Annotated in this window: 11 protein-coding genes; 6 read left to right on the top strand and 5 right to left on the bottom strand. The window is 53.6% G+C overall.

Annotated elements, in window-relative coordinates; genetic code table 11:
• Nucleotides 1–11: 11 nt before the first annotated feature.
• The gene (locus tag AC1MKH_RS05065; RefSeq protein ID WP_488451780.1) at nt 12–5,672 is read right to left on the bottom strand and encodes an autotransporter outer membrane beta-barrel domain-containing protein; all 5,661 of its coding nucleotides are present in this window, start codon (nt 5,670–5,672) and stop codon (nt 12–14) included.
• An 865-nt stretch (nt 5,673–6,537) separates the two neighbouring features.
• On the opposite strand from AC1MKH_RS05065, the gene AC1MKH_RS05060 reads away from it, so the two are divergent.
• Complete coding sequence (locus AC1MKH_RS05060) at nt 6,538–6,945, top strand: DUF1398 family protein (protein WP_276224776.1); 408 nt, start codon at nt 6,538–6,540, stop codon at nt 6,943–6,945.
• 75 nt (nt 6,946–7,020) lie between these two features.
• Here AC1MKH_RS05060 and AC1MKH_RS05055 read toward each other — a convergent pair whose 3' ends face one another.
• Nucleotides 7,021–8,574, bottom strand: coding sequence for a peptide MFS transporter (locus tag AC1MKH_RS05055; protein ID WP_327622018.1), 1,554 nt, complete (start codon nt 8,572–8,574; stop codon nt 7,021–7,023).
• A gap of 391 nt (nt 8,575–8,965) precedes the next feature.
• Here AC1MKH_RS05055 and AC1MKH_RS05050 point away from each other — a divergent pair, with 391 nt between their 5' ends.
• Both AC1MKH_RS05050 and AC1MKH_RS05045 read left to right on the top strand, forming a co-directional pair.
• Nucleotides 8,966–10,165: an L-dopachrome tautomerase-related protein gene (locus AC1MKH_RS05050; RefSeq protein ID WP_276224762.1), complete on the top strand. Its 1,200-nt coding sequence runs from the start codon at nt 8,966–8,968 to the stop codon at nt 10,163–10,165.
• A 177-nt stretch (nt 10,166–10,342) separates the two neighbouring features.
• Nucleotides 10,343–11,227, top strand: a complete 885-nt coding sequence (locus tag AC1MKH_RS05045; protein WP_276224763.1) for an SDR family oxidoreductase — start codon at nt 10,343–10,345, stop codon at nt 11,225–11,227.
• 112 nt (nt 11,228–11,339) lie between these two features.
• On the opposite strand, the gene betT is transcribed toward AC1MKH_RS05045, so the two are convergent.
• Nucleotides 11,340–13,373, bottom strand: a complete 2,034-nt coding sequence (betT, locus tag AC1MKH_RS05040) for a choline BCCT transporter BetT (RefSeq protein WP_276224764.1) — start codon at nt 13,371–13,373, stop codon at nt 11,340–11,342.
• Between the two features lie 128 nt (nt 13,374–13,501).
• Here betT and betI point away from each other — a divergent pair, with 128 nt between their 5' ends.
• Genes betI through betA form a run of 3 tightly spaced genes read left to right on the top strand, consistent with a single transcriptional unit; the run spans nt 13,502 to nt 17,277 of the window.
• The gene (gene betI / locus AC1MKH_RS05035) at nt 13,502–14,089 is read left to right on the top strand and encodes a transcriptional regulator BetI (protein ID WP_276224765.1); all 588 of its coding nucleotides are present in this window, start codon (nt 13,502–13,504) and stop codon (nt 14,087–14,089) included.
• Between the two features lie 13 nt (nt 14,090–14,102).
• Nucleotides 14,103–15,575 (top strand): betaine-aldehyde dehydrogenase, encoded by a 1,473-nt coding sequence (gene betB / locus AC1MKH_RS05030; RefSeq protein ID WP_276224766.1) that lies wholly within the window; start codon nt 14,103–14,105, stop codon nt 15,573–15,575.
• A 13-nt stretch (nt 15,576–15,588) separates the two neighbouring features.
• The gene (betA, locus tag AC1MKH_RS05025) at nt 15,589–17,277 is read left to right on the top strand and encodes a choline dehydrogenase (RefSeq protein ID WP_276224767.1); all 1,689 of its coding nucleotides are present in this window, start codon (nt 15,589–15,591) and stop codon (nt 17,275–17,277) included.
• Nucleotides 17,278–17,518: 241 nt separating this feature from the next.
• Here the strand turns inward: betA and AC1MKH_RS05020 are convergent.
• A protein-coding gene (locus AC1MKH_RS05020; protein ID WP_488451776.1) for an IS3 family transposase occupies nt 17,519–18,687 on the bottom strand; the annotation gives its coding sequence in 2 pieces (ribosomal slippage) (nt 17,519–18,438 and nt 18,438–18,687; 1,170 coding nt in all).
• Nucleotides 18,656–22,198, bottom strand: coding sequence for an SIR2 family protein (locus AC1MKH_RS05015; protein WP_276222896.1), 3,543 nt, complete (start codon nt 22,196–22,198; stop codon nt 18,656–18,658). Before AC1MKH_RS05015 ends, AC1MKH_RS05020 begins: the two co-directional genes overlap by 32 nt.
• Between the last annotated feature and the right edge of the window lie 464 nt (nt 22,199–22,662).

Raw genomic sequence — 22,662 nt, 5'->3', positions numbered from 1 at the left:
TACTTCCGGCCTTACCAGCCGTATTTCACCCCCAGCATCCCCTGGGTGTCGCTGTACCCCTTGTCGCCCATCTGCACGCCCACGTTGCCCCACACGCTCAGGTTTTGACTCAGATTCCCTTCCACACCCGTGCGCACTTCGCCCAGGTTGCGCGAGCCGTCGCGGCTGACGCGTACCCCGTCCATCCGCACGCCGTAGGTTTCACTGTTGTAAATCCAGTTCGCTTCCACGTACGGCTGGAACTCGCGACCTTTCCCTTCATCCTGCTTGTGATGGCTGTTGAGGAAGGTCTTCACGCCCAGACGCGTCTGCACGTTGCCGTCGCCTTCGCTGCGGATGCGCGTGCCGTCATGACGGGTGTGCGCATCATCCTTCACGCCCATCCAGGTCACCTGCGCCTGCGGCTGTACGAACCAGCTGTTCAGCGTGCCCGCGCTGCCGCTGAACTCGCCCGCCTTCAGCGTATAGCCCGCTTCCAGCGAGGCCGTCAGCCCCTTCGACCGGTAGTCGTCGCGCTCGCGGTCATCCGCTTCCACGCTGTTGTCGAACCAGCTGTACAGCAGCCAGCTGTCCACGTACGCCCCGCTGCGGTCGGCTTCGTTCTGGTACCACGTGCCGTACACCCCAGCGCTGTAGCCGCTGACGCGTCCGTCAGAGTCATAGCCCGCCCGGTCGCTGCGGGTGTTACTGTGCGCGTTGGCGTAGCCGCCCATCACGCCCAGGTGGAAGCGGTCCTGCCCGCTGGTGCTCCACTGCGCCACTTCGCCGCCCACCTGTAACACGTAGCGGTTGCTCTGCGTTTTCAGCTGGCCATCGCCCGCCTGCGAACGCTCATGCCCGCCGACGTGACGCATCCACAGGCTGCCCGCGAAGCTGTCCTCGTCCTGCAGCCCTTCCGTGTACTGCGGCTCGCCCAGACGGTCGTGCAGACGGTGCGTGAAGAAGCTGTTGGCCGTCGCCAGGTTGCTGATGTAGCTCCCCGCTTCCGGGCGCAGTACCGATGGCCCGGTCGGGTCGACAATCGGCGGCTGTGCCGGCGTGATGCCGCTCCACTTACTGGTCAGATACCAGTTTGCGGCGTTATCGCCCTGCCCTTTCGCCAGCGTATACACCCACGCGCCCGCTTCCACTGTGCCGGTTGTCAGGGCGAAGTTACCCGCCGAGTTACCGCCCACATTCACCAGTTCAATACCGTTGGTCGTCTGCGCCCCAAGGCCGCCGACGTTGTTCACCTGCACGCGGGTATTACCTGCGGTATCGCCCTTCACCGTCAGTTTATCGGTGGCCGACTGGTCATCGCCCAGCTCGGTATTGAAGGCCATCAGGCCGTTATTGCCCGTGTAGTTGCCGTTCACCACCAGCTGGTTGCCCGGCTGTGCGCCCGGCTGGTTCATCAGCACCGTGCCGCCGTTATGCAGATTGCCGCCCACGGTGGTATTCGCCACCGCCAGCGTACCGCCCTGACGGATATCCATATCCCCTGCCGTGCTGCCAAAGCCCGAGAGCATCGCCCCGTCGTGGATATTCACCTGCTGGCTCGCCATCGCCACTGTGCCATCTGCATCCGCGCCGAGCGCCAGCTCGCCGCCGGTGATGTCCGTGGTGCCGGTGTACCCCGCCGAATCCGCCGTTAACGTCAGCGTGCCGCTGCCCTGTTTGTTCAGGTTGCCGCTGCCGGAGACCGTATGGCTCAGCGTCCAGTCGCTGTCGGTAGCCACCGTCAGCAGGCCGTTGTCCGTCACGCTCGCCGTACCGAGGTTGGCCGCGTCCGTGACCGTCATGGCGCTGTCCGCATCGATACGGAACTGCCCGCTGAAACTCTGGTTTTCACCGGACACCGCCACAGCCGATGCCTGCGCCACGTCAACAATGCCCGCACCGCTCAGGCTGTTGAGCAGCTCCCCGGTGACGCCGTTCAGCGTCAGGGTGCCGTCATCAATCACGTTGCCGCTGCCCGCGCCCTGCGCATCGTTCAGCACCACTTCCGCTGCACTTTCGATGGTGGTGGTGGCACTCAGACCCGCGTTCGCCCCGTCAATCGTCAGTACGCCGCCCGCCACGCCGAGATTGCCCGCCCCCGTCAGGCTGCCCTGGCTAGTGCCGCCGTTCTGCAGCGTCAGGCTGCCGCCGTTGAGCGCCAGCGTGGAGCCCGCCTCTCCGCTCAGCCTGCCCGCCGTCTGCGTGGTGCCGTTCAGGTCGGCAATAGCACCGTCACTGATAACCAGCGCCGATGTGTTGCCCAGCGCGCCGTCCGCATCGGTGCGCAGCGTGCCCGCCTGCACCTGCGTTTCGCCGCTGTAGCGGTTACTCGCGTTCGACAGCGACACCAGCCCGGCGGTATTGATGCCAAGATTTCCCTCACCTGAGATAGCGGCCGACATATCTGCCGCCGCACCCTGTGCCCCGGCGTGCTCTGCCAGCACCAGCGTCTGCCCGGCGTGGATATCCAGCGCCTTCAGGCCGTAGTTGACATACAGGCCATCGCCCGGCGCGGTAGTCAGGCGGAAACCGTAATCCCCGTCCGCCACTACCGTGCCGTTCTGCGCAATGGCGACGCGTTCATTTTCTGCCACCGGATTACCGTTCTGGTCGGTCAGGGTCAGCGCGCCGCCCGAGCCGATCACGTCCTGCGCCTGCACCAGTTGCATACTCACGTCCGTGTCATCCTGCTCCAGCAAGTTCAGCGTGGTGTCCGGGTTCATCGCACCCGGATCGTTCCACGGACTGGCCACCGTGACCTGCACATTGCCGCTGTTGGCGACCAGCGTCGGCGTCTGAACCACGCCATCGGCCTGCGTATCGGCAGGCATCGAAACATCAAACGCCAGCGTACCGCCGTTTATATTCAAACTGCCAATCTGCTGCACGCCGTCGCCAACGGTGGTGGTGTTGCCTGCATCCAGCTTCAGCGTTGCCTGGGCCAGCGTCAGAGTATTGTCGCCGGAAAGATCGAAGATGCTGTTTTTGAGCTCCGCCGTACCGGTAAAGGCTGTTCCGGTAGCGTCGGTAAAGCTGAAGGCGTTATCCGCGCTGGCGAGATTAACCTGCAGCAAGCCGTTACCGGTCAGCGCGTTGCTCAGGGCATAATTGCCAGAAGCCTCACTGGCTCCCGTCACCGAGAGCGTACCCGCATCGGCAATATTCACCGCGCTGCTGCCCAGCCCGGTGTTGCCGGTGCTGGAGTGCGAGGCCACGGTAAGCGTGCCGCCGTTCACCTCCGTGCGCCCACCGTAGGTATTTTCGGCGGTAAGGACGGTGTGACCCGCGTCCTGAATGACCGCGCCGTTCTCGCCTGAGATCAGCGGATTAAAGGCATAGCCCGTTGCAGAATCATCGGTATGATTAAAGACCAGCGAACCGTTGCCCGCACCGAATGCCACGCTGTCGGCGCCAATAAGATGCCCGGCTACCGCCGCGATATCATCGTGCGCCGCGCCAATGTTGAGCGAGCCGGTGCTTCCCTCAGCAAAACCCAGCAAGACGCTTCCATTCGTCAACGCCAGCGTGCCTTCATTGCTGAGCGTCACTGCGCCATCGCCGTGTGCGCCGATATCGATGGTGGTGCCTCGCAGCAGTGAACCTTCTCCATCCACGTTCACGCGGCCCAAAGCACGATCGTTAGTCCCGACGCTAATCGCATCTTCACCGTTAACCTGGCCACCCGAGGCAATATTCAGCGCGCCGTTGCCCGTTACGCCTATCTGTAAGTTACTCGCAACATTCCACTGTCCGTTGGTATTCACGTTGACCACGCCGGTGCCGTTAAAATAGGTTGCAACCTGCCCGGTGGAAGCGGTGTTAACGACACCTGCATCGGTGATATTCAGGGTTCCCTGCCCCGCATGGCCCACACGTAAAGCAGCAGAGTTCATCACCGCTCCCGCGCCGTTCACATTCAACAGGCCGACCCCGGTGTTATTGACCCCCACCGTGGTACCGCCTGCGGTAACCGTGCCTTCGCTCGCAATATTGAGCGTGCCGTTCCCCCAGTCACCTATCATCAGGGTTTGCGGGCTGTTACCCGCCGAGACAACATTCCATTGGCCTTTGGTGCCCACGTTCACTACGCCGACACTGTCCCCCACATCGCCAATGGTCGCCGTCGAGGACGTGTTCACTTCAGCGGCATCGCTGATATTGAGGGTTCCAGCGCCTCTCTCGGCGATGATGATTTCAGCGGTATTGAGTTGGGATCCTTCGCCTTTGACATTCACTTCCCCCGTGGCCATTTCCCAGCGCGCCAGCGAGACGTCTCCGGCATCCACTTTACCGCCGCTGGCAATGTTCAGCGTACCGTTGCCGCCAGTGCCGACGGCCAGCGTTTGCGCGCTGCCGCTAGCATTTGTCAGATTCCACTGACCGTTCTCTGTGACACCGACTACGCCGTCAGAATTGCCATTAAGCCCGATCGCGCTTGCGCCGGTGCTCTGTACAACAGCAAGGTTGGAGATCGACAGGTTGCCTGTTCCTGAATCGGCAACAACAAGTTCGGCGGTGGTCATTTTCGATTCTTCGCCGTCAACGGTGACGCGGCCCTGCGCATCGGCATTCAAGCCAATCGAGGTATCTCCTGCAATGACCTTCCCTGCGCTGTTAATGTTGAGCGTCCCGGAGCCCGCTTGCCCCACCAATAACTGCTGGCCATTAAGCACTTCCCACTCGCCGCCAGTAGATACCGTCACGGTGCCCGTTCCCGTTACGCTGCGGGCGATAGTGCTGTTGCCATTGCTGTAGACAACGCCGGAATCGGCAATGGTCAGTTCACCTTCGCCATAATCACTGACGCGCAAGGAGGTGGTTGTGAGTACGGAACCGCTCCCCGATACGGTGGCGCTCCCCTTGCCATCCTCAAAGCTTCCGAGCGTCATGACGCCGGTTGTCACGCTGCCGTTCGAATTAATGTCTAAGGTGCCGGTACCGTGATAACCGATATTCAAATTCGGCAACTGCCCCGTCTTGTTAATAAGATCCCAACGACCATTATTCGACACCTCAACCACCCCCACTACGCCAGTACCAGAGGCAATAACGGTATCTTCAGCCGTGGTAACACGCCCTTCATTACGGATCGTCATGGCGCCATTGCCAGACCGGCCAACAGACATACCGGCAGTGCTGAGGCTGGAGCCCGATCCATCAACGAGCAACGTTCCGTTCCCACCAGTGCGATAACCCAGGTCGGTATCACCTGTGATGACTGTTCCGCCATTCAGTACCTTCAATGTACCGGTACCGCTATCACCAATTGAGAGCCTGGCCTGGACCAGATTCCAGATCCCCGAGCCCTGGACGGTGGCAGTACCGACGCCAGTTGCATACGCGCCGATAACCGATGATCTCGACGAACTGGTTATACTGCCGCCGTCAGTGATTATCAGTGTTCCGTTAGTTTGATTCCCAACAACGACGCCTTCAACCGTCAGCGCATTGCTATAGGTACGACTATCGCCATTATCGATAGTGAGAACTTCAGCCTGCACGGTGCCGGATAGCGCCAGCATGACCAGCAGTGACAGAGGACGAAAAGATTTAACGCTCAGCGCAGCGTATCCGGGTGAAACCGTTACTGCTTGCCGAACAGACGCGGTTTTACCCAGTCGACGAGTATGCTCCGAGCAAACCTGATAAACACGTAAGGTGCAATTCCAGACAACGCGGTAGATCTTATTCATTATTATTACTCCTTGTTTTGGTGCTCTCACAGGCAATACCAGCAGCCGGCTGACCTTTTGACAGGCGAGCAGAAGCCGCAAACGCTTAAAAGCGTTATATTTCAGTGCAATGCATTCATTCCTTTTACTTATTTATCTTATAAATTCGCCACATCAAAATAAGATAATAAGAAAGAACGAGTATTAAGAATCATTCCAGACAGGTGATATTTTTATTTCAGTTCAATACGAAACCGCCCCCTCAGAAGGCGGCGACTTACTTAACCTGTTAATAAAAATGTCGTCCCAGTTTCACATCGTCAAAAAAAGCTGTCAACATAGCCACAACGAAGCAAACATTGAATTAATAACATTAAGAAACCATTTAGAAGAAAAATTCTTATCCTTACCTTTTATAAAAAGTCAGCGCCGCTTTCAGCACATTAATCGCTACAATTTGCACTCAGAAATTTAAATGCACATTTAGGATTTACACACCTAAAAATGCTATTTTCACAACATTCACTCACAGCACAAATTGCTAAATACGGCGAATTAACGACCAGCCATTGATTAGTCATGAGAATGAGTAGCCTTTCTGCGACTTTCGAATTACCGAAACATTAGCTTCCGAGTAAAAATATTTGTTTGCGCAGACAGAATGAACCATTGCGCAATCTTGCCACCACCCGCTTACCGCCAGAGCATGCCCCACCTGAGTTGTTAGCAATATTCAGTAACAAATGAAATGCTATTCCCATTCTTAAATTGCACTTAAGATGCGCATTGTTAACTATAAGAATCCTAATTAGTTGACCAATCAATTATTTTACAACCCATAACACTTAAACAACACTTAAGACTACGAACTTATAGCAGGGGCAAGATGGAATTTAGGGTAATGCTCAAATCGTATTTCGAGCAGGTCAGATGCAAGTCAGATTTCCTTACTTTTTTAACAGAGCTCCAGCGCAATAACGTTTCCTACTACATCTATTTTGTTGCGACAGGAAACGTCAAGGTGATAACGACATCAGATAATTACGTGTCCGTTGAAGGTAGCCGGGGGATTATCAAAATAAGCGCAAATGCCAGTAAATTTTTAACGCGCGTAGCGGCGAAAAGACACTTCGCGGGAAGAACATCGTATGAACAGTATTGTTTAGAGTTAGCGAACGCCGGGGTGTTTAAGTGGATCGTTGATTTAAATGAAAATATGCGATTTTACTGGTCAAAGGACAATCATCTGCTTTACTGCGAGAATGTGCTTCCCTGCGAAAAAACAACAACGTAAACAGATACAACTGTTCTGTCATTTGAGATGATAAAAAAAATCGGCGCTTACACGCCGATTTTCAAAGAGGCACACTTACGCGTTGGTTGCCGGTTTCTGCTCATTTGGTGTCTGGGCATTCGCCAGCATGCGACGTACTGGGACGATCAACACCATCAGAACCGCCGCACAAATCAGCAGTGCGATGGAGCAGCGTGCAAAGAGATCGGGCAGCATATCGAGCTGATCGGCCTTCACGTGACCGCCAATCAGGCCCGCCGCGAGGTTACCCAGCGCACTGGCGCAGAACCACAGCCCCATCATCTGGCCGCGCATTCTTTCCGGGGCCAGCAAAGTCATGGTCGCCAGGCCAATCGGGCTCAGACACAGTTCACCCAGCGTCAGCATCAGAATACTGCCCACCAGCCAGAACGGCGATACGCCCGCCCCGCCGTTGCTCAGTACATTCTGCGCCGCCAGCATCATCAGGCCAAAGCCCGCAGCCGCACACAGAATACCAATCACAAACTTGGTGATACTGCCTGGACGGATGTTTTTGCGCGCCAGCATCGGCCACGCCCAGCTAAATACCGGGGCCAGCAGGATGATGAACAGGGCATTGATTGACTGGAACCATACCGCCGGGATTTCAAAATCGCCGATCATGCGGTTGGTGTAGTCGTTGGCAAACAGGTTGAACGAGGTCGGTTTCTGCTCAAAAGCAGACCAAAAGAACGCGGCGGAAACCAGCAGGATAAAGCACACCAGCAGACGCGCGCGCTCTTTACGGTTCAGGCCCGCAAAGACGAACAGATAGATAAAGTAGAGCGCAACCGACGCGGCAATGACGTACACCAGCACGCTGGCGACCGCAACCGGGTTAATCACAATGACGCCCTGCGCAATCAGGGTGATGATAATTGCTACCCCAACAGCCAGCGCCAGCAGCCACGCGCCTACGCCATTTTTCTTCGCCACCGGGTTGTTCCAGGTGGAGTCGAGACCCACTTCACTGTCATAACGTTTCATCGACGGAACCGCAAAGACGCGAAAGATAATCAGCGCCACCAGCATCCCGATGCCCCCGATACCAAAGCCCCAGTGCCAGCCGTGTGACTTAATCAGCCAGCCGGAAATCAACGGCGCGATAAATGAGCCCATGTTGATGCCCATGTAGAACAGCGAGAAACCGCCGTCACGACGCGCATCGCCCTTTTTATACAGCGTGCCGACCATCACCGAGATACAGGTTTTGAACAGGCCGGAACCCAGTACGATAAACATCAGGCCAATGAAGAACAGGTTGTTCCCCATAAACGCCGACAGCGCGATGGAGAGGTGACCCAGCGCGATCAGAATCGAGCCGTACCAGACGGCTTTTTGCTGACCAAGCCAGTTATCCGCCAGCCAGCCTCCTGGCAATGCCGCCAGGTACATCGTACCAGCAAAAATCCCCACTATCGCCGAGGCATTTTCACGCGCCAGCCCCATCCCGCCGTCATATACGGTTGCCGCCATAAACAGAATCAGCAGTGGACGAATACCGTAAAACGAGAAACGCTCCCACATCTCCGTAAAGAAGAGTGAGCCGAGCGGATAAGGATGACCGAAGAAAGTTCGGCTTTCAGTGTTATTCACAGAGGAACGCATAGATTCTCCCAAAAGAGGTGTGTTGTCTTGCTTGCAAGCGCCGTCATGCACGCTGGCCCTTTATCAGACGGGTCAGTCATTTACATAAGGCAAAATATTATTTAACTATTTAGCAACCGGATACTAATTTTGTCCGGTGCAGAACACAAAACTTTAAGATAAAAACTCGACAACTGTCTAGTTTTAAAGATTTTATGTCACAATATATCGTTCTTTTATTGACATCGTCTGGTATAAATCGCCTGGCAGAATTCATTTCCCGGGCGATTATTCCGGGTATTTTCGCTTTTTGCATGTAAGTCCTGTTCATTTCAACGGCTTTTTCTCCCCGCCTTCCCCCCCTACTCTTCTGCTCGTTATGTCACAATTGATTCTATTCAGGCAGGAAAAAATGAGTAACGTTAAAACAGGTAAAACCCTTATCGCACTGGCTATCACCTTCGCCTCTGCTGCTACATCCTTCAGTACATTTGCCACATCTGTTCCGGCATCGGTCTCTCTGGCGCAATTGCCCGCCGATCGCGCCATCGGTCATCCCGAAGTGGTCGCGACCTTTACCGGCGCGATGCCAACAGGCGTCACGGTTACCGAAACAGGGCGTATTTTTGTGAACTTCCCGCGCTGGGGAGACGACGTTCCCTTCACCGTTGCTGAAATTAAAAAGGGTACCCCGGTTCCTTACCCGGATGCCGCGGTGAACAAAGCGGATAACGCACGCCCCGGCGAACACTTTTTAAGTGTGCAGAGCGTCGTCGCCGATGGTCAGGGAAAACTGTGGGTGCTGGATACGGCTGCGCCCGGATTTTCAAAACCGGTTGAGGGTGGCGCGAAACTTGTCGCGATTGATTTACAGAGCAACAAAATCGTTAAAACGATCGTCATGCATTCGGATGTCATTCTGCCCGCGACTTATATCAATGATGTGCGATTTGATTATCGCGTCGGTAAAGCAGGCGTCGCCTATATCACCGACTCTTCGTTATCCGGTATCGGCGGAATTATTGTCGTGGATCTGGATTCCGGTAAGGCGGTACGTCGCTTAACGGGCGATCGTTCAACCTCCCCGGAGAAAGGTTTTGTGCCGGTCGTCGAGGGCGAAACGCTGCTTCAACGTCATCCGGATGGTACCACCGCGCCATTCAGCGTGGCGTCTGATGGTATTGCCCTTTCCCCGGACGGCAAAACACTTTATTACTGCCCGCTGTCAGGGCGTCATCTGTATGCCATTTCAACAGCATTACTGCGCGATCCGACCATTACCGAGGCGCAATTATCCGCGGCAGTGCAGGATCTGGGTGAAAAAGGCGCATCGGATGGTCTCGAAAGTGATGCCAATGGGGCGGTGTATGCTGGCGATTATGAACGCAATGCCATCCGTAAAATGGATAAAAACGGTACCTGGCAAACCATCGCCCATGGCCCGCAAATTCTCTGGCCGGATACGCTCTCTGTTGGGCACGATGGCTATCTTTACTTCACGGTAAACCAATTGCATCGTCAACCCGGATTCCATCAGGGGAAAGATATGCGCCAGAAACCCTATTCGCTGTTAAGAATTAAAATCGACGCCGCACCGGTTAGTACACATTAATCTTTTTTCCGCCCTCAATGAGGGGCGGAAATATCATCAGCCAGACAAAGAAAAATCTCAAATATAAATCTGCTGAAACGATTTCGTATAGGCTTAATAGTTATTGATATTTATATCACTGCACTGAAGGAAACCATTCAAATTCACCATTAATAACCTATTTTGAAGGAGATATTTATGGCCGATCGCGACACACTTAACCCGCAATATCCGCGCCCCCCTTTCCAGACGCAGACCCAGCAACCGCCAGGCCTTGATTCGAAAATGATCCCAGAACCCGATCATGGCGAAAAGAGCTATCGCGGTAGCGGACGTCTGAAAGGTAAATGTGCCTTAATCACCGGTGGTGATTCCGGGATTGGTCGCGCGGTAGCCATTGCTTACGCCCGAGAAGGCGCGAATGTCGTCATTAATTATCTGCCTGAAGAAGAGTCTGATGCCAAAAGCGTCATTGAGGTAATGAAAGCGGAAGGGGTTAACGCGGTGGCGATCCCGGGTGATTTGCGAGATGAACATTTCTGTCATTCGCTGATCGAACAGACAGTGGAACAACTGGGTAAACTGGATATTCTGGTGAACAACGCCGGGCGCCAGCAGTATTGTGAATCACTGGAAGATCTCACTACCGAAGCGTTTGACGCCACCTTCAAAACCAACGTTTACGCTGCTTTCTGGCTGACCAAAGCCGCACTTCGTCACCTGAAGGCGGGCGCGTCTATCATCAATACCACATCCGTCCAGGCGTTCAAACCCAGCCCCATTCTGGTTGATTATGCGCAAACTAAAGCGTGCCTGGTGGCGCTGACCAAATCGCTGGCGAAGCAACTGGGGCCTCGGGGTATACGGGTAAATGCGGTAGCGCCAGGGCCGTACTGGTCGGTGTTGCAAACCAGCGGCGGGCAGCCGCAGGAAAAAGTCGAGCAGTTCGGTGCTGACACCCCATTGGGGCGTCCGGGGCAACCGGTGGAAATTGCGCCTCTGTATGTGCTGTTTGCATCCGACGAGTGTTCGTATGCTTCCGGGCAGGTATGGTGTTCTGATGGCGGAACCGGGACACTGTAATTGCCTGATGGCGCGGCGCTTATCTGGCCTACGGACCGCAGATAATCCGTAGGTCGGGTAAGCGCAGCGCCAGCCGACAAAAAAGCAGGATCATCCGATCCTGCTTTTTTATTCACACATCCGGGAACATCACGCTGTGTCCCGGCGCTTCCCGGTGTAAATGGATAAAGTTCAGGTGCCGCTCGTACTGATCGAGAATATCAGTGATCACCTGTTCTTTGCTGTAGTCCATCAGGTCATTACCCTGACTGCCTTCCAGCAGGAAAGTTTCCAGCCGGTAGTAGGTCGATTTCCCGCTGCGCGCGCGGTAGGTAAAGCCCGGCACCGAATATTGCCGTGGCCAAATCTGATAGACAAAGTTTTGCTCTTCGCCCATATGCACCAGCAAATCCAGATGCCCCAGATGTTCGCCCTCTTCCGGCGGCAGGCTTTTCAGCTCGACGTACGCGCCACGTAGCCGCAGTTCCTGCGCCACTTCTTCCATCGCCGGATAACAGACTGTTTCCATCATCTGTTTGGTGTAACGCGTGCCAGGGTAGTTCATCAGGCGCGAGAGACGTTTTTTCCAGCTCAGGCGATCCTGAACGCTCAGCGGTCGCGGTGCGGTATCGCGATTCGCACTTTCTCGACGATAATCCTCAACTTTCAGTGATTTATATAGCCCTGCCATCACGAAGAAGATCACAAAGCTAAACGGCAGCCCCATGATAACCGTGGTGTTTTGCAGCGCTGAAATCCCGTTGGTCATCAGCATGCCGAGCGTCAGCAGACCAATGGCGACCGACCAGAAAACACGCAGCCAGCCTGGCGCATCGCTGTTGATGTCCTTCAGCTGCGAGGTGAAATTCCCCAGTACCAGCGCACCGGAATCCGCCGAGGTCACATAAAACAGCAGGCCAGTAATGGTGGCAACGGAGGCGCTAAAGGTGAACGCCGGATACTGCGCCAGCAGGCTGTAGAAGCCGCGTTCCGGGTGCACCATCGCTTCCTGCGCGAAAGCGGCCCCGCCATGAATGATTTCATACAGCGCGCTGTTACCGAACACGGAGAGCCACAGCAGCGTGAAGGTGAACGGAATGATCAGCGTGCCCAGCACGAACTGGCGAATGGTGCGTCCGCGTGAGATACGCGCCAGGAACAGGCCGACAAACGGCGACCATGCCACCCACCACGCCCAGAAGAAGAGCGTCCAGTTATTCATCCACTCAACCGGACGGTCGAAGGCGAAACTGTTGAGCGTCATGCCCATGAAGCGATTCACATAGTCCCCAACATTCAACACCAGCGCATTGAGCAGGAACGAGGTGTCGCCCATAAACAGCACAAACAGGATCAGCCCCAGCGCCAGCGCAACGTTGAGTTCCGACAGCACGCGTATGCCTTTATCGACACCAGATGTCACCGAGATAGTCGCGATAATCACCGACAGTGCGATCAGCGCCGCTTTCGCCGCCATCGAATCCGGAATATCGAAAAGTACGCTGAGCCCATAATTGAGCTGCACCACGCCAATACCGAGCGTGGTCGCAATACCGAAGATGGTGCCGATTACCGCCGCGATATCCACCGAGTGACCAATCGGCCCGTTAATTCGTTTACCGAAAATCGGATACAGCGCCGAGCGGATCGTGAGCGGTAAATTATAACGATAGCTGAAGTATCCGAGCGCCATGCCCATCAGCGCGTACATCGACCAGCCGGTTAAGCCGTAGTGGAACAGCGTCCAGACCATTGCCTGACGCGCGGCTTCCATCGTCTGCCCTGCCCCTTCCGGCGGCTGCATATATTGCGTTACCGGCTCGGCAACGGAGAAGAACATCAGGTCGATACCGATCCCGGCGGCGAACAGCATCGCCGCCCAGCTCAGCAGACTGAACTCAGGCTTAGACTGCTCGGGCCCGAGTTTCACCGAACCAAAGCGCGAACAGGCAATGCAGACCACAAAGACAATATAGAGCGTTGCCGCTAACAGATAGTACCAACCAAAGGTTTTAGAGACCCAGTCCAGCGTGCGGCCAATCCACAAGGCCGAGAAGTCGCGAAACAGGATCGTTGTCAGGGAAAACAACAAAATCAGTCCGGCGGAAGTGTAAAACACCACCGGATTGATTTTGTCCTTTTCTCTGCTGTGTGAAAGGTCTGTCATCCAGTATCCCCACTGTTTTTGTAACTATTAAAAGCAAAATCCGCAACAATTAAGACACATTTTATATTGAACGTCCAATCAAAAACCGCTTTAATGTATAACCAACGCTGATGAATGGAGTGGCAAAAATGCCCAAACTGGGGATGCAGCCGATCCGGCGCAGACAACTGATCGACGCCACGCTGGAAGCAATAAATGAAGTAGGCATGCACGATGCGACGATCGCGCAGATCGCCCGCCGGGCGGGCGTTTCCACCGGGATCATCAGCCATTATTTCAAAGACAAAAATGGTCTGCTGGAAGCGACCATGCGTGATATCACCAGCCAGCTGCGCGACGCGGTTTTAAACCGCTTGCACGCGCTTCCTGATGGCAGCGCCGAGCAGCGGCTACAGGCGATCGTCGGCGGGAATTTCGATGAAACACAGGTGAGCAATGCGGCGATGAAAGCCTGGCTGGCCTTCTGGGCCAGCAGTATGCATCAGCCGATGCTCTATCGCTTACAGCAGGTCAGCAGCCGCCGCTTGCTATCGAATCTGGTGAGCGAGTTTCGCCGTGAATTACCGCGCGAACAGGCGCAGGAAGCGGGCTACGGCCTGGCTGCGCTGATTGATGGATTATGGCTGCGCGCAGCTCTGAGCGGCAAACCGCTGGATAAAACTCGCGCTAACTCACTGACCCGCCACTTTATCACTCAGCATTTACCCACCGATTAACCGAGGAGACGTGATGTCCCGAATGGCAGAACAGCAGCTTTATATACATGGTGGTTATACATCCGCCACCAGCGGTCGCACCTTCGAGACCATTAACCCGGCCAACGGTAACGTGCTGGCGACCGTGCAGGCCGCCGGGCGCGAAGATGTCGATCGCGCCGTGAAGAGCGCCCAGCAGGGGCAAAAAATCTGGGCAACGATGACCGCCATGGAACGCTCGCGCATTCTGCGTCGGGCCGTTGATATTCTGCGCGAGCGCAATGACGAACTCGCAAAACTGGAAACCCTCGACACCGGGAAGGCGTATTCGGAAACCTCAACCGTCGATATCGTTACCGGTGCGGACGTACTCGAGTACTACGCCGGGCTGATCCCGTCGCTGGAAGGCAGCCAGATCCCGTTGCGTGAAACATCCTTTGTCTATACCCGCCGCGAACCGCTGGGCGTGGTGGCGGGGATTGGCGCATGGAACTACCCGATTCAGATTGCTTTATGGAAATCCGCCCCCGCGCTGGCGGCGGGCAACGCGATGATTTTCAAACCGAGCGAAGTCACCCCGCTTACCGCGTTAAAGCTGGCTGAAATTTACAGCGAAGCGGGCCTGCCGGACGGCGTATTTAACGTGCTGCCTGGCATCGGCGCGGAAACCGGGCAGTATCTGACCGAGCATCCTGGCATTGCCAAAGTGTCGTTTACCGGCGGCGTCGCCAGCGGCAAAAAAGTGATGGCTAACTCGGCGGCTTCCTCCCTGAAAGAAGTGACCATGGAGCTGGGCGGTAAATCGCCGCTGATCGTTTTCGACGATGCGGATCTCGATCTCGCCGCCGATATCGCCATGATGGCGAACTTCTTTAGCTCCGGCCAGGTGTGTACCAACGGCACCCGCGTGTTTATTCCGGCGAAATGCAAAGCCGCATTTGAACAAAAGATTCTGGCGCGCGTTGAGCGCATCCGTGCGGGCGACGTTTTCGATTCGCAAACTAACTTCGGCCCGCTGGTCAGCTTCCCGCACCGCGATAACGTACTGCGCTATATCGCCAAAGGCAAAGAGGAAGGCGCACACGTACTGTGCGGTGGCGATGTACTGAAAGGTGATGGCTTCGATAACGGCGCATGGGTTGCACCGACCGTGTTCACCGATTGCAGCGACGAAATGACCATCGTGCGCGAAGAGATCTTCGGGCCAGTGATGTCGCTCCTCACTTATGAATCTGAGGAGGAAGTCATTCGCCGCGCCAATGATACCGACTACGGCCTGGCGGCGGGCATTGTGACGGCTGACCTGAACCGCGCACATTGCGTCATTCATCAGCTGGAAGCGGGCATTTGCTGGATCAACACCTGGGGTGAATCCCCGGCAGAGATGCCCGTTGGCGGCTACAAACACTCCGGCATTGGCCGCGAGAACGGCGTGATGACGCTACAAAGTTACACCCAGGTGAAGTCCATCCAGGTTGAGATGGCTAAATTCCAGTCCATATTCTAACCAGGAGGTTTATTTGCAATTTGACTACATCATTATCGGTGCCGGCTCTGCCGGCAACGTTCTCGCTACCCGTCTGACTGAAGATCCGAATACCTCCGTGCTGCTGCTTGAAGCGGGCGGCCCGGACTACCGCTTTGACTTCCGCACCCAGATGCCTGCCGCGCTGGCATTCCCCCTACAGGGAAAACGCTACAACTGGGCCTATGAGACCGAGCCGGAACCGTTTATGAACCACCGCCGCATGGAGTGCGGACGCGGCAAAGGTCTGGGTGGATCGTCGCTGATCAACGGTATGTGTTACATCCGTGGCAACGCGCTGGATCTTGATAACTGGGCCAAAGAACCCGGTCTGGAAAACTGGAGCTACCTCGACTGCCTGCCCTACTACCGCAAGGCCGAGACCCGCGATGTGGGCGAGAACGACTACCACGGCGGCGACGGCCCGGTGAGCGTCACCACCTCCAAACCCGGCGTCAATCCGCTGTTTGAAGCGATGATTGAAGCGGGCGTACAGGCGGGCTACCCGCGCACGGACGATCTCAACGGTTATCAGCAGGAAGGTTTCGGCCCGATGGATCGCACCGTCACGCCGCAGGGGCGTCGTGCCAGCACCGCGCGCGGCTATCTCGATCAGGCCAAATCGCGCCCGAACCTGACCATTCGTACTCACGCCATGACCGATCACATCATTTTTGACGGCAAACGCGCGGTGGGCGTCGAGTGGCTGGAAGGCGACAGCACCATCCCAACCCGCGCAACGGCCAACAAAGAAGTGCTGTTATGTGCAGGCGCGATTGCCTCACCGCAGATCCTGCAACGCTCTGGCGTCGGCAACGCCGAACTGCTGGCGGAGTTTGATATTCCATTGGTGCATGATTTACCCGGCGTCGGCGAAAATCTTCAGGATCACCTGGAGATGTATCTGCAATATGAGTGCAAAGAACCGGTTTCCCTCTACCCTGCCCTGCAGTGGTGGAATCAGCCGAAAATCGGTGCGGAGTGGCTGTTTGGCGGCACTGGTGTGGGTGCCAGCAACCACTTTGAAGCAGGCGGATTTATTCGTAGCCGCGAGGAATTTGAATGGCCGAACATTCAGTACCACTTCCTGCCGGTGGCCATTAACTACAACGGCTCGAACGCGGTGAAAGAGCACGGTTTCCAGTGCCACGTCGGCTCGATGCGCTCGCCAAGCCGTGGGCATGTACGGATTAAATCCCGCGACCCGCACCAACATCCGGCAATTCTGTTTAATTACATGTCGCACGAGCAGGACTGGCAGGAATTCCGCGATGCAATTCGCATCACCCGCGAGATCATGCATCAACCCGCGCTGGATCAATACCGTGGCCGCGAAATCAGCCCCGGCGCGGAATGTCAGACGGATGAGCAGCTCGATGAATTTGTGCGTAATCACGCCGAAACCGCCTTCCACCCGTGCGGTACCTGTAAAATGGGTTACGACGAGATGTCCGTAGTGGATGGCGAAGGCCGCGTGCACGGGCTGGAAGGCCTGCGCGTAGTGGATGCGTCGATTATGCCGCAGATTATCACCGGCAATTTAAACGCCACGACCATTATGATTGGTGAGAAAATGGCGGATATGATTCGTGGGCAAGAAGCGCTGCCAAAGAGCCTGGCAACGTATTTTGTGGCGAATGGGATGCCGGTGCGAAAAGCATCAAGAGATTCGACTGCATCATAATTTCAGTGTCAATCATCAGAGAATTACGATGTTCATAGATTTGAATGCTTTTTACTTTACCTAACTCGTTATACGCCGTGGCAGGATTGACATCCAGCCACGGCCGGTCAGTTTAAGCCTGTATCGTCGCTGCACGAGCATGCCTAACCTCAGGCAAAGCATCATTCATCGATTCATCTACGATACGTTGTAGCTCTACATGCTGTTGGTCGCTACGAGCTAAAATGTCAGAATGAAGTGGTCAACTAAAACTGGCCACAGCTTTAGAGTTTTTCCAGTATCGGTTTTCCGATTCGTTTGGGGGTAACCCACCGTTATAGTCATGCGGCCTTAGCGAGCTGTAATAACCGACGATATAGTCTGTGATCGCATGAGCAGCTTCGCTAAAGTTTATATAACCTGTCACTGGCACCCACTCGTTTTTCAGACTTCTGAAGAAGCGTTCCATCGGGCTGTTGTCCCAACAGTTTCCACGTCGGCTCATACTCTGCCTGATCCGGCAACGCCACAGTAACTGCCGGAACTGCCTACTTGTATAGTGGCTACCCTGGTCACTGTGGAACATCACTCCGACTGGTTTACCGCGAATTTCCCACGCCATTTCCAGCGCTTTGATGGTCAGCCTGCTGTCTGGTGAGAATGACATTGCCCAGCCCACCGGTTTCCTTGCGAACAGATCGAGAACAACAGCGAGGTAAGCCCAACGCTTGCCTGTCCAGATATACGTCACATCGCCGCACCACACCTGATTAGGCTCTGTCACTGCGAACTGTCGCTCAAGACGATTCGGGATAACGATGTGTTCATGACCACCGCGTTTATACCGGTGGGTAGGTTGCTGACAACTCACCAGCCCCAGTTCTTTCATGAGCCTGCCGGCAAGCCAGCGTCCCATTCTGAAGCCTCTCAGGGTTGCCATAATCGCTATACTTCTTGCGCCAGCAGAGCCATGGCTGATGTTATGCAGCTCCAGAACCTGACTGCGTAACACCGCTCGCCTGCCGTCTGGCTTTTCGGGGCTTTTTTCCCAGTATTTGTAGCTGCTGCGATGAACCCCGAACACGTGGCAGAGTGTGACCACAGGATACTGCGCTCTGAGTTTCCCGATTAACGAGAACTGTTCAGGGAGTCTGACATCAAGAGCGCGGTAGCCTTTTTTAATATGTCGTTTTCCATTTCAATGCGTTGTAGCTTTTTCTTCAGCTGACGTATTTCAATCTGTTCCGGGGTTATAGGGGAGGCTTTAGGTATTTTGCCCTGTCGTTCATCCCGCAACTGCTTTACCCATCGCGTCATTGTCGAAAGACCCACATTCATAGCACTGGCCGCAGCTGCAACGGTGTAGTTCTGATCAAGGACCAGTTGAGCGGATTCGCGTTTAAACTCTGCGCTGAAATTTCTTTTTTTCATTGGGACACCTGTATTGTTCTGAGATGAGCATATCACCTCTGTTCAGGTGGCCAAATTCAGTAAACCACTTCACAAGCTTTATACATGCCGCGCGAACATATGAAATACTGACAGATTCTCGACTAGAAGGGGCAATATTTTCGTACGCCGCGTTATCAAAAATAACGGGTAAGGCATCAATTAACGATGCTGTACTCTCTTTGTCCAGAAAATCTTTGCAGTACATCTCTGAGGCCGTCCAAATCAACGCCTGAAGCCCGGCAATCCGACCTGATTCAACAATCATGATAAAACGCGTAATCAGATTTTCGAGTGTGGATGGAGTTGCCTGTTCTCGCCATGCCAGTAATGCATAGGCAGCATGTGCGACAGTATTTGAATCTCTCGATTGTAATTCTCGACGAAGAATTTTTTCCAGAGTAGATGAAGGAACAGAACCTTCATAGACAAAACGAGGGAGGGCAATAAGTACGACTGGCAGATCGTATTCTTTACCAAAATGATATAGCTTCTGAAAATTGGCTTCTGTTAAATCCGATTGAGGTATTGCAGGCACTACTGACCTGGCGAGAGCCTTGCCAATCAAACGGACACACTGATCATCGCGTTGCTGCAAAAAACCCAGAATATCATACTCTTGTTTTTGGCGTTGCCACATAACCATTCGCTCGAACAATTCACTTGCCCGATCGGGCTCAGGAAAAACCTTAGCACTGTCATTCAGAGCGGCATTAACCATACATGCAAGACGGACTTGGTCGAACAGTCCATCACCCTGCACATCAAAGAGATATTTTCTAATGAGCCTGTTTCCGATGTTCGGATCTGGGGACGGTATTTCAAGCAGAACAGAAGGGTATAATCCTGTTACCGGCAATGCCGTAAGATCCAGTTCTTCATTCCAGACCCTATTCTGAATTTTTAGCCGCTCATCTGGCGTCAGGAAGCCCCTTGACATTAAAGGGAGCAAACGTTCAAGTGCAGGTGCACTTTTTGCAGAGTTCGGCGTAATCTGGTCAATAATGGCATCTATCCGACGATCAATTGTCGGATTTTTCACTCTCATGCCAGGGCATTGGATAATAGGATTTATCCATTCGAGCGGGTTACTATCATCAAATTCAGACGCTAGCGGAACATTTAATGCATCGGGAAGAACATTGAAGTGTTGATCCTCCGGGATACTTTCCAGAGAAAACTCAGCCAGATGGCGCAACGCATCGCGAAGCCGTGGATGGCGAAAATCGGTTTTATCACACAGTGAGCAGGCCAAGCGAAAATGTTGTATTGCCTGGTCGGGAGTTGCACGTACCGAAACACGCGCCAGTACCTCAATAAACACACGTAGCCAAGTCAGAACGGTCAACCGATCGCTACCCGAATCGCTCATTAGTTTTACAGACCAGTACTCAATAGCTGGCGGACACCTACTGAATAAAGTTTCCACCTCAGTCTGTGGCAGGCATGCAATTTTAAGCCTGGAAAAAACACTATTCATGACTCCGCAGTCATCGCTGCTTGCCGCGCGAATCGCGAGCGTAAGATAGTCGAGATGAGCTAAGTCTTCCAGGTCAGTAAGTTTGACTGCTGGTTCAGTCAGAAAACTCATATGCAACCAGCGAAGCGGGATGCCAACCGTTGTAGAGAGCCCTTCAAACAGTTGTAACGGATGTAATTCATTACTGAATGTCACCCGATTGGAGTTATCTTTGTAATACCCAGCTTCGAAAGAGGGTTCGATGGCTTTCTGTCTCAGCTGTTCTTCCCGCTCTTTATTGATGCGATTACGGATATTTTCAATTTGATCCCAGGGGCTACATCCTGAAAGCTGATAGTCTATGGTCACTTTATCTAAATCATTTTTAACGGACCATGGTGCAGCCCCGCGGTGCAGCCACTGTGCCCATGCTAGTCGGGACTGAATATACAATGAGTTTCGGTTGTGTCGATATTGGACCAGTAGCTCCCGACACGCTTCCGCAATGAATGTTTCACCTTGTTTAAACTTGCCCAGTTCAGCATACAGTGCGGCTTTTCTCATCTTCCAGACTGTGCTGCTGCCTTCTATTTGTTCGGCCAGCTCTTCCAGAGCTGAATAATCAAAAGCGTCACGTGCCACAAGCGCCTGATGGTAGATCAGCTGATTGTGGCTTTCTGGCCAGAACTTTGTTCCTTTCTCCAGGATCGAACTGGTGATCTGGATGACGTTTTCGCCTTCGTCAGGAGCCATACGCCGGGTGCTTTTGAGCAGAAAAAGCGCCATTTCCAGCTGCTTTTTTTTGCTAAGTGAACAGGGTTTTGAAGGATCGCACAACTTGAGTAGCTCTTCAGTCATCCAGGATGGCAAGCTCTCGAATGATTTATCAAAGCGCCAGACCATTTCGTATAAAAGTGCTTCACGATTTTCCGCAGACATTAGAAGTAAATGCCGTGGTTCAGGTACGGGATAACAGATTTGCGACCTCACCTCCCCGCGCAAATATACAGGGCATACAAGCCACCCCGGATAAGATTCTCTATCTTGCTTCAGTATAGTTAGCTGAGATTCCAGCAGTTTTGCACCATATGTGGGGTCATGGGAGTTGGGATTTTCTTCTTTATTGAAAGTCTTAGGGCTTAGTTGTGTAGGCCCCCACTCCCAAACCGGAACAGGTTTACTCTCTTCAAGATACCGGAGAAAAATTTTGGTCGCTTCAAGATGTTTCGCGTCTTGATCATCGAATTCTGCAACCAGTTCATGCAGGTCTATCGGTGTGACATTGATGGATTCAAGGTATTTCCGCTTTGGTCCATTGAGACTCAAAGAACCGACAAGATAAATGCGTCGGGAGTGCGTAGTAAGATTATCTCTTACCCACCCAGCCCATTGTAAAAAATTAGGATCTTCGCCGGAGAAACCCAGCAGACAGAGTTCATTTTCGATAAAGACCTGACGAGTAAAATTCACGAATGCTGCTGAGGACTGCGGATATCTTCGATAATCTTCCTGGGTAAAAGTCAGTTCATCCGTAACATCAACTGTTCCATGAAGTTTCACTATTCGCGGAGATCGACAGCCTGAAAGATCGCTTTGTTTGTTTACGATGCTGTAAACACGGCTGTGAAGTTCTGTAGAGGCACGCTCAAGAAGCGTATCCCAGTTTGTTGTGAGTACTTCAGACCAGGGTAACTTAAGCAGGCTCTGATGCAGTTCGCCCGGGCACCAGGCAACATCATTCACCATTCTCTTAATTAAGTCATGAAGAGGCAGCTTACCGAAATAAGCACAATACTCCTCGGCCAGATGAAGTGGATCACTACTCTTGGATTCTAGCTCTGCAGCAAGCACCTGCGAAAAGTCATTCCACAATGGCAGCTTCTTACGCGCATCCCCCGTCGTCGCCGCGCTTCGGCTAAAACCCGCACCAACCATTACCGCTGCGCCGTGATAGGTATTGTCCTGCTGCCACAATGAAGACGCCAGTTTTTCTAACGCCGGATAGTCAGGAATAGATGATATTTTCTTATCCACGCGACTAATTCCCTATTCTCTGGAAGATTAGATAGTTGCGTTTATTTTATCACTCTTATAGCGCATAAAACATCAATACGGCGAACTCTGAGATTCACACAGCGACGGTTGCAATAACCGCTTTCCTCATTTTCGGCCATTACTGCAGTACTAGCCACACAGTTTCTGGCGCTCGCCGCTGATGGCCACGTAAAAAAAATCGTTTTAGTTCCAAGCGTTTTTCAATATCCCGACCAAATAAAAGTGTTGTCGATTATTGTTACGTCAGCTTAATCGGTTAGATAATAGGAACATAACACAACCAATATAACCATTGATAAATATAAATATTTTCTTGTTTCTTCCTTATGAATGCTCACTTTTATGCCCCTACCTTGTTTTTCATGCGACTCGATGAGTCTTTCATCAAGTCGTTAATCTCATCAAATTTCTCACGTATCGTGGAAACAGTCTCAGACCTCCAT

The sequence above is a fragment of the Pseudocitrobacter sp. CD920760 genome (assembly GCF_057782505.1).
The sequence above is the reverse complement of the archived record's forward strand: the minus strand, read 5'-3'. Positions and strand labels throughout refer to the sequence as shown.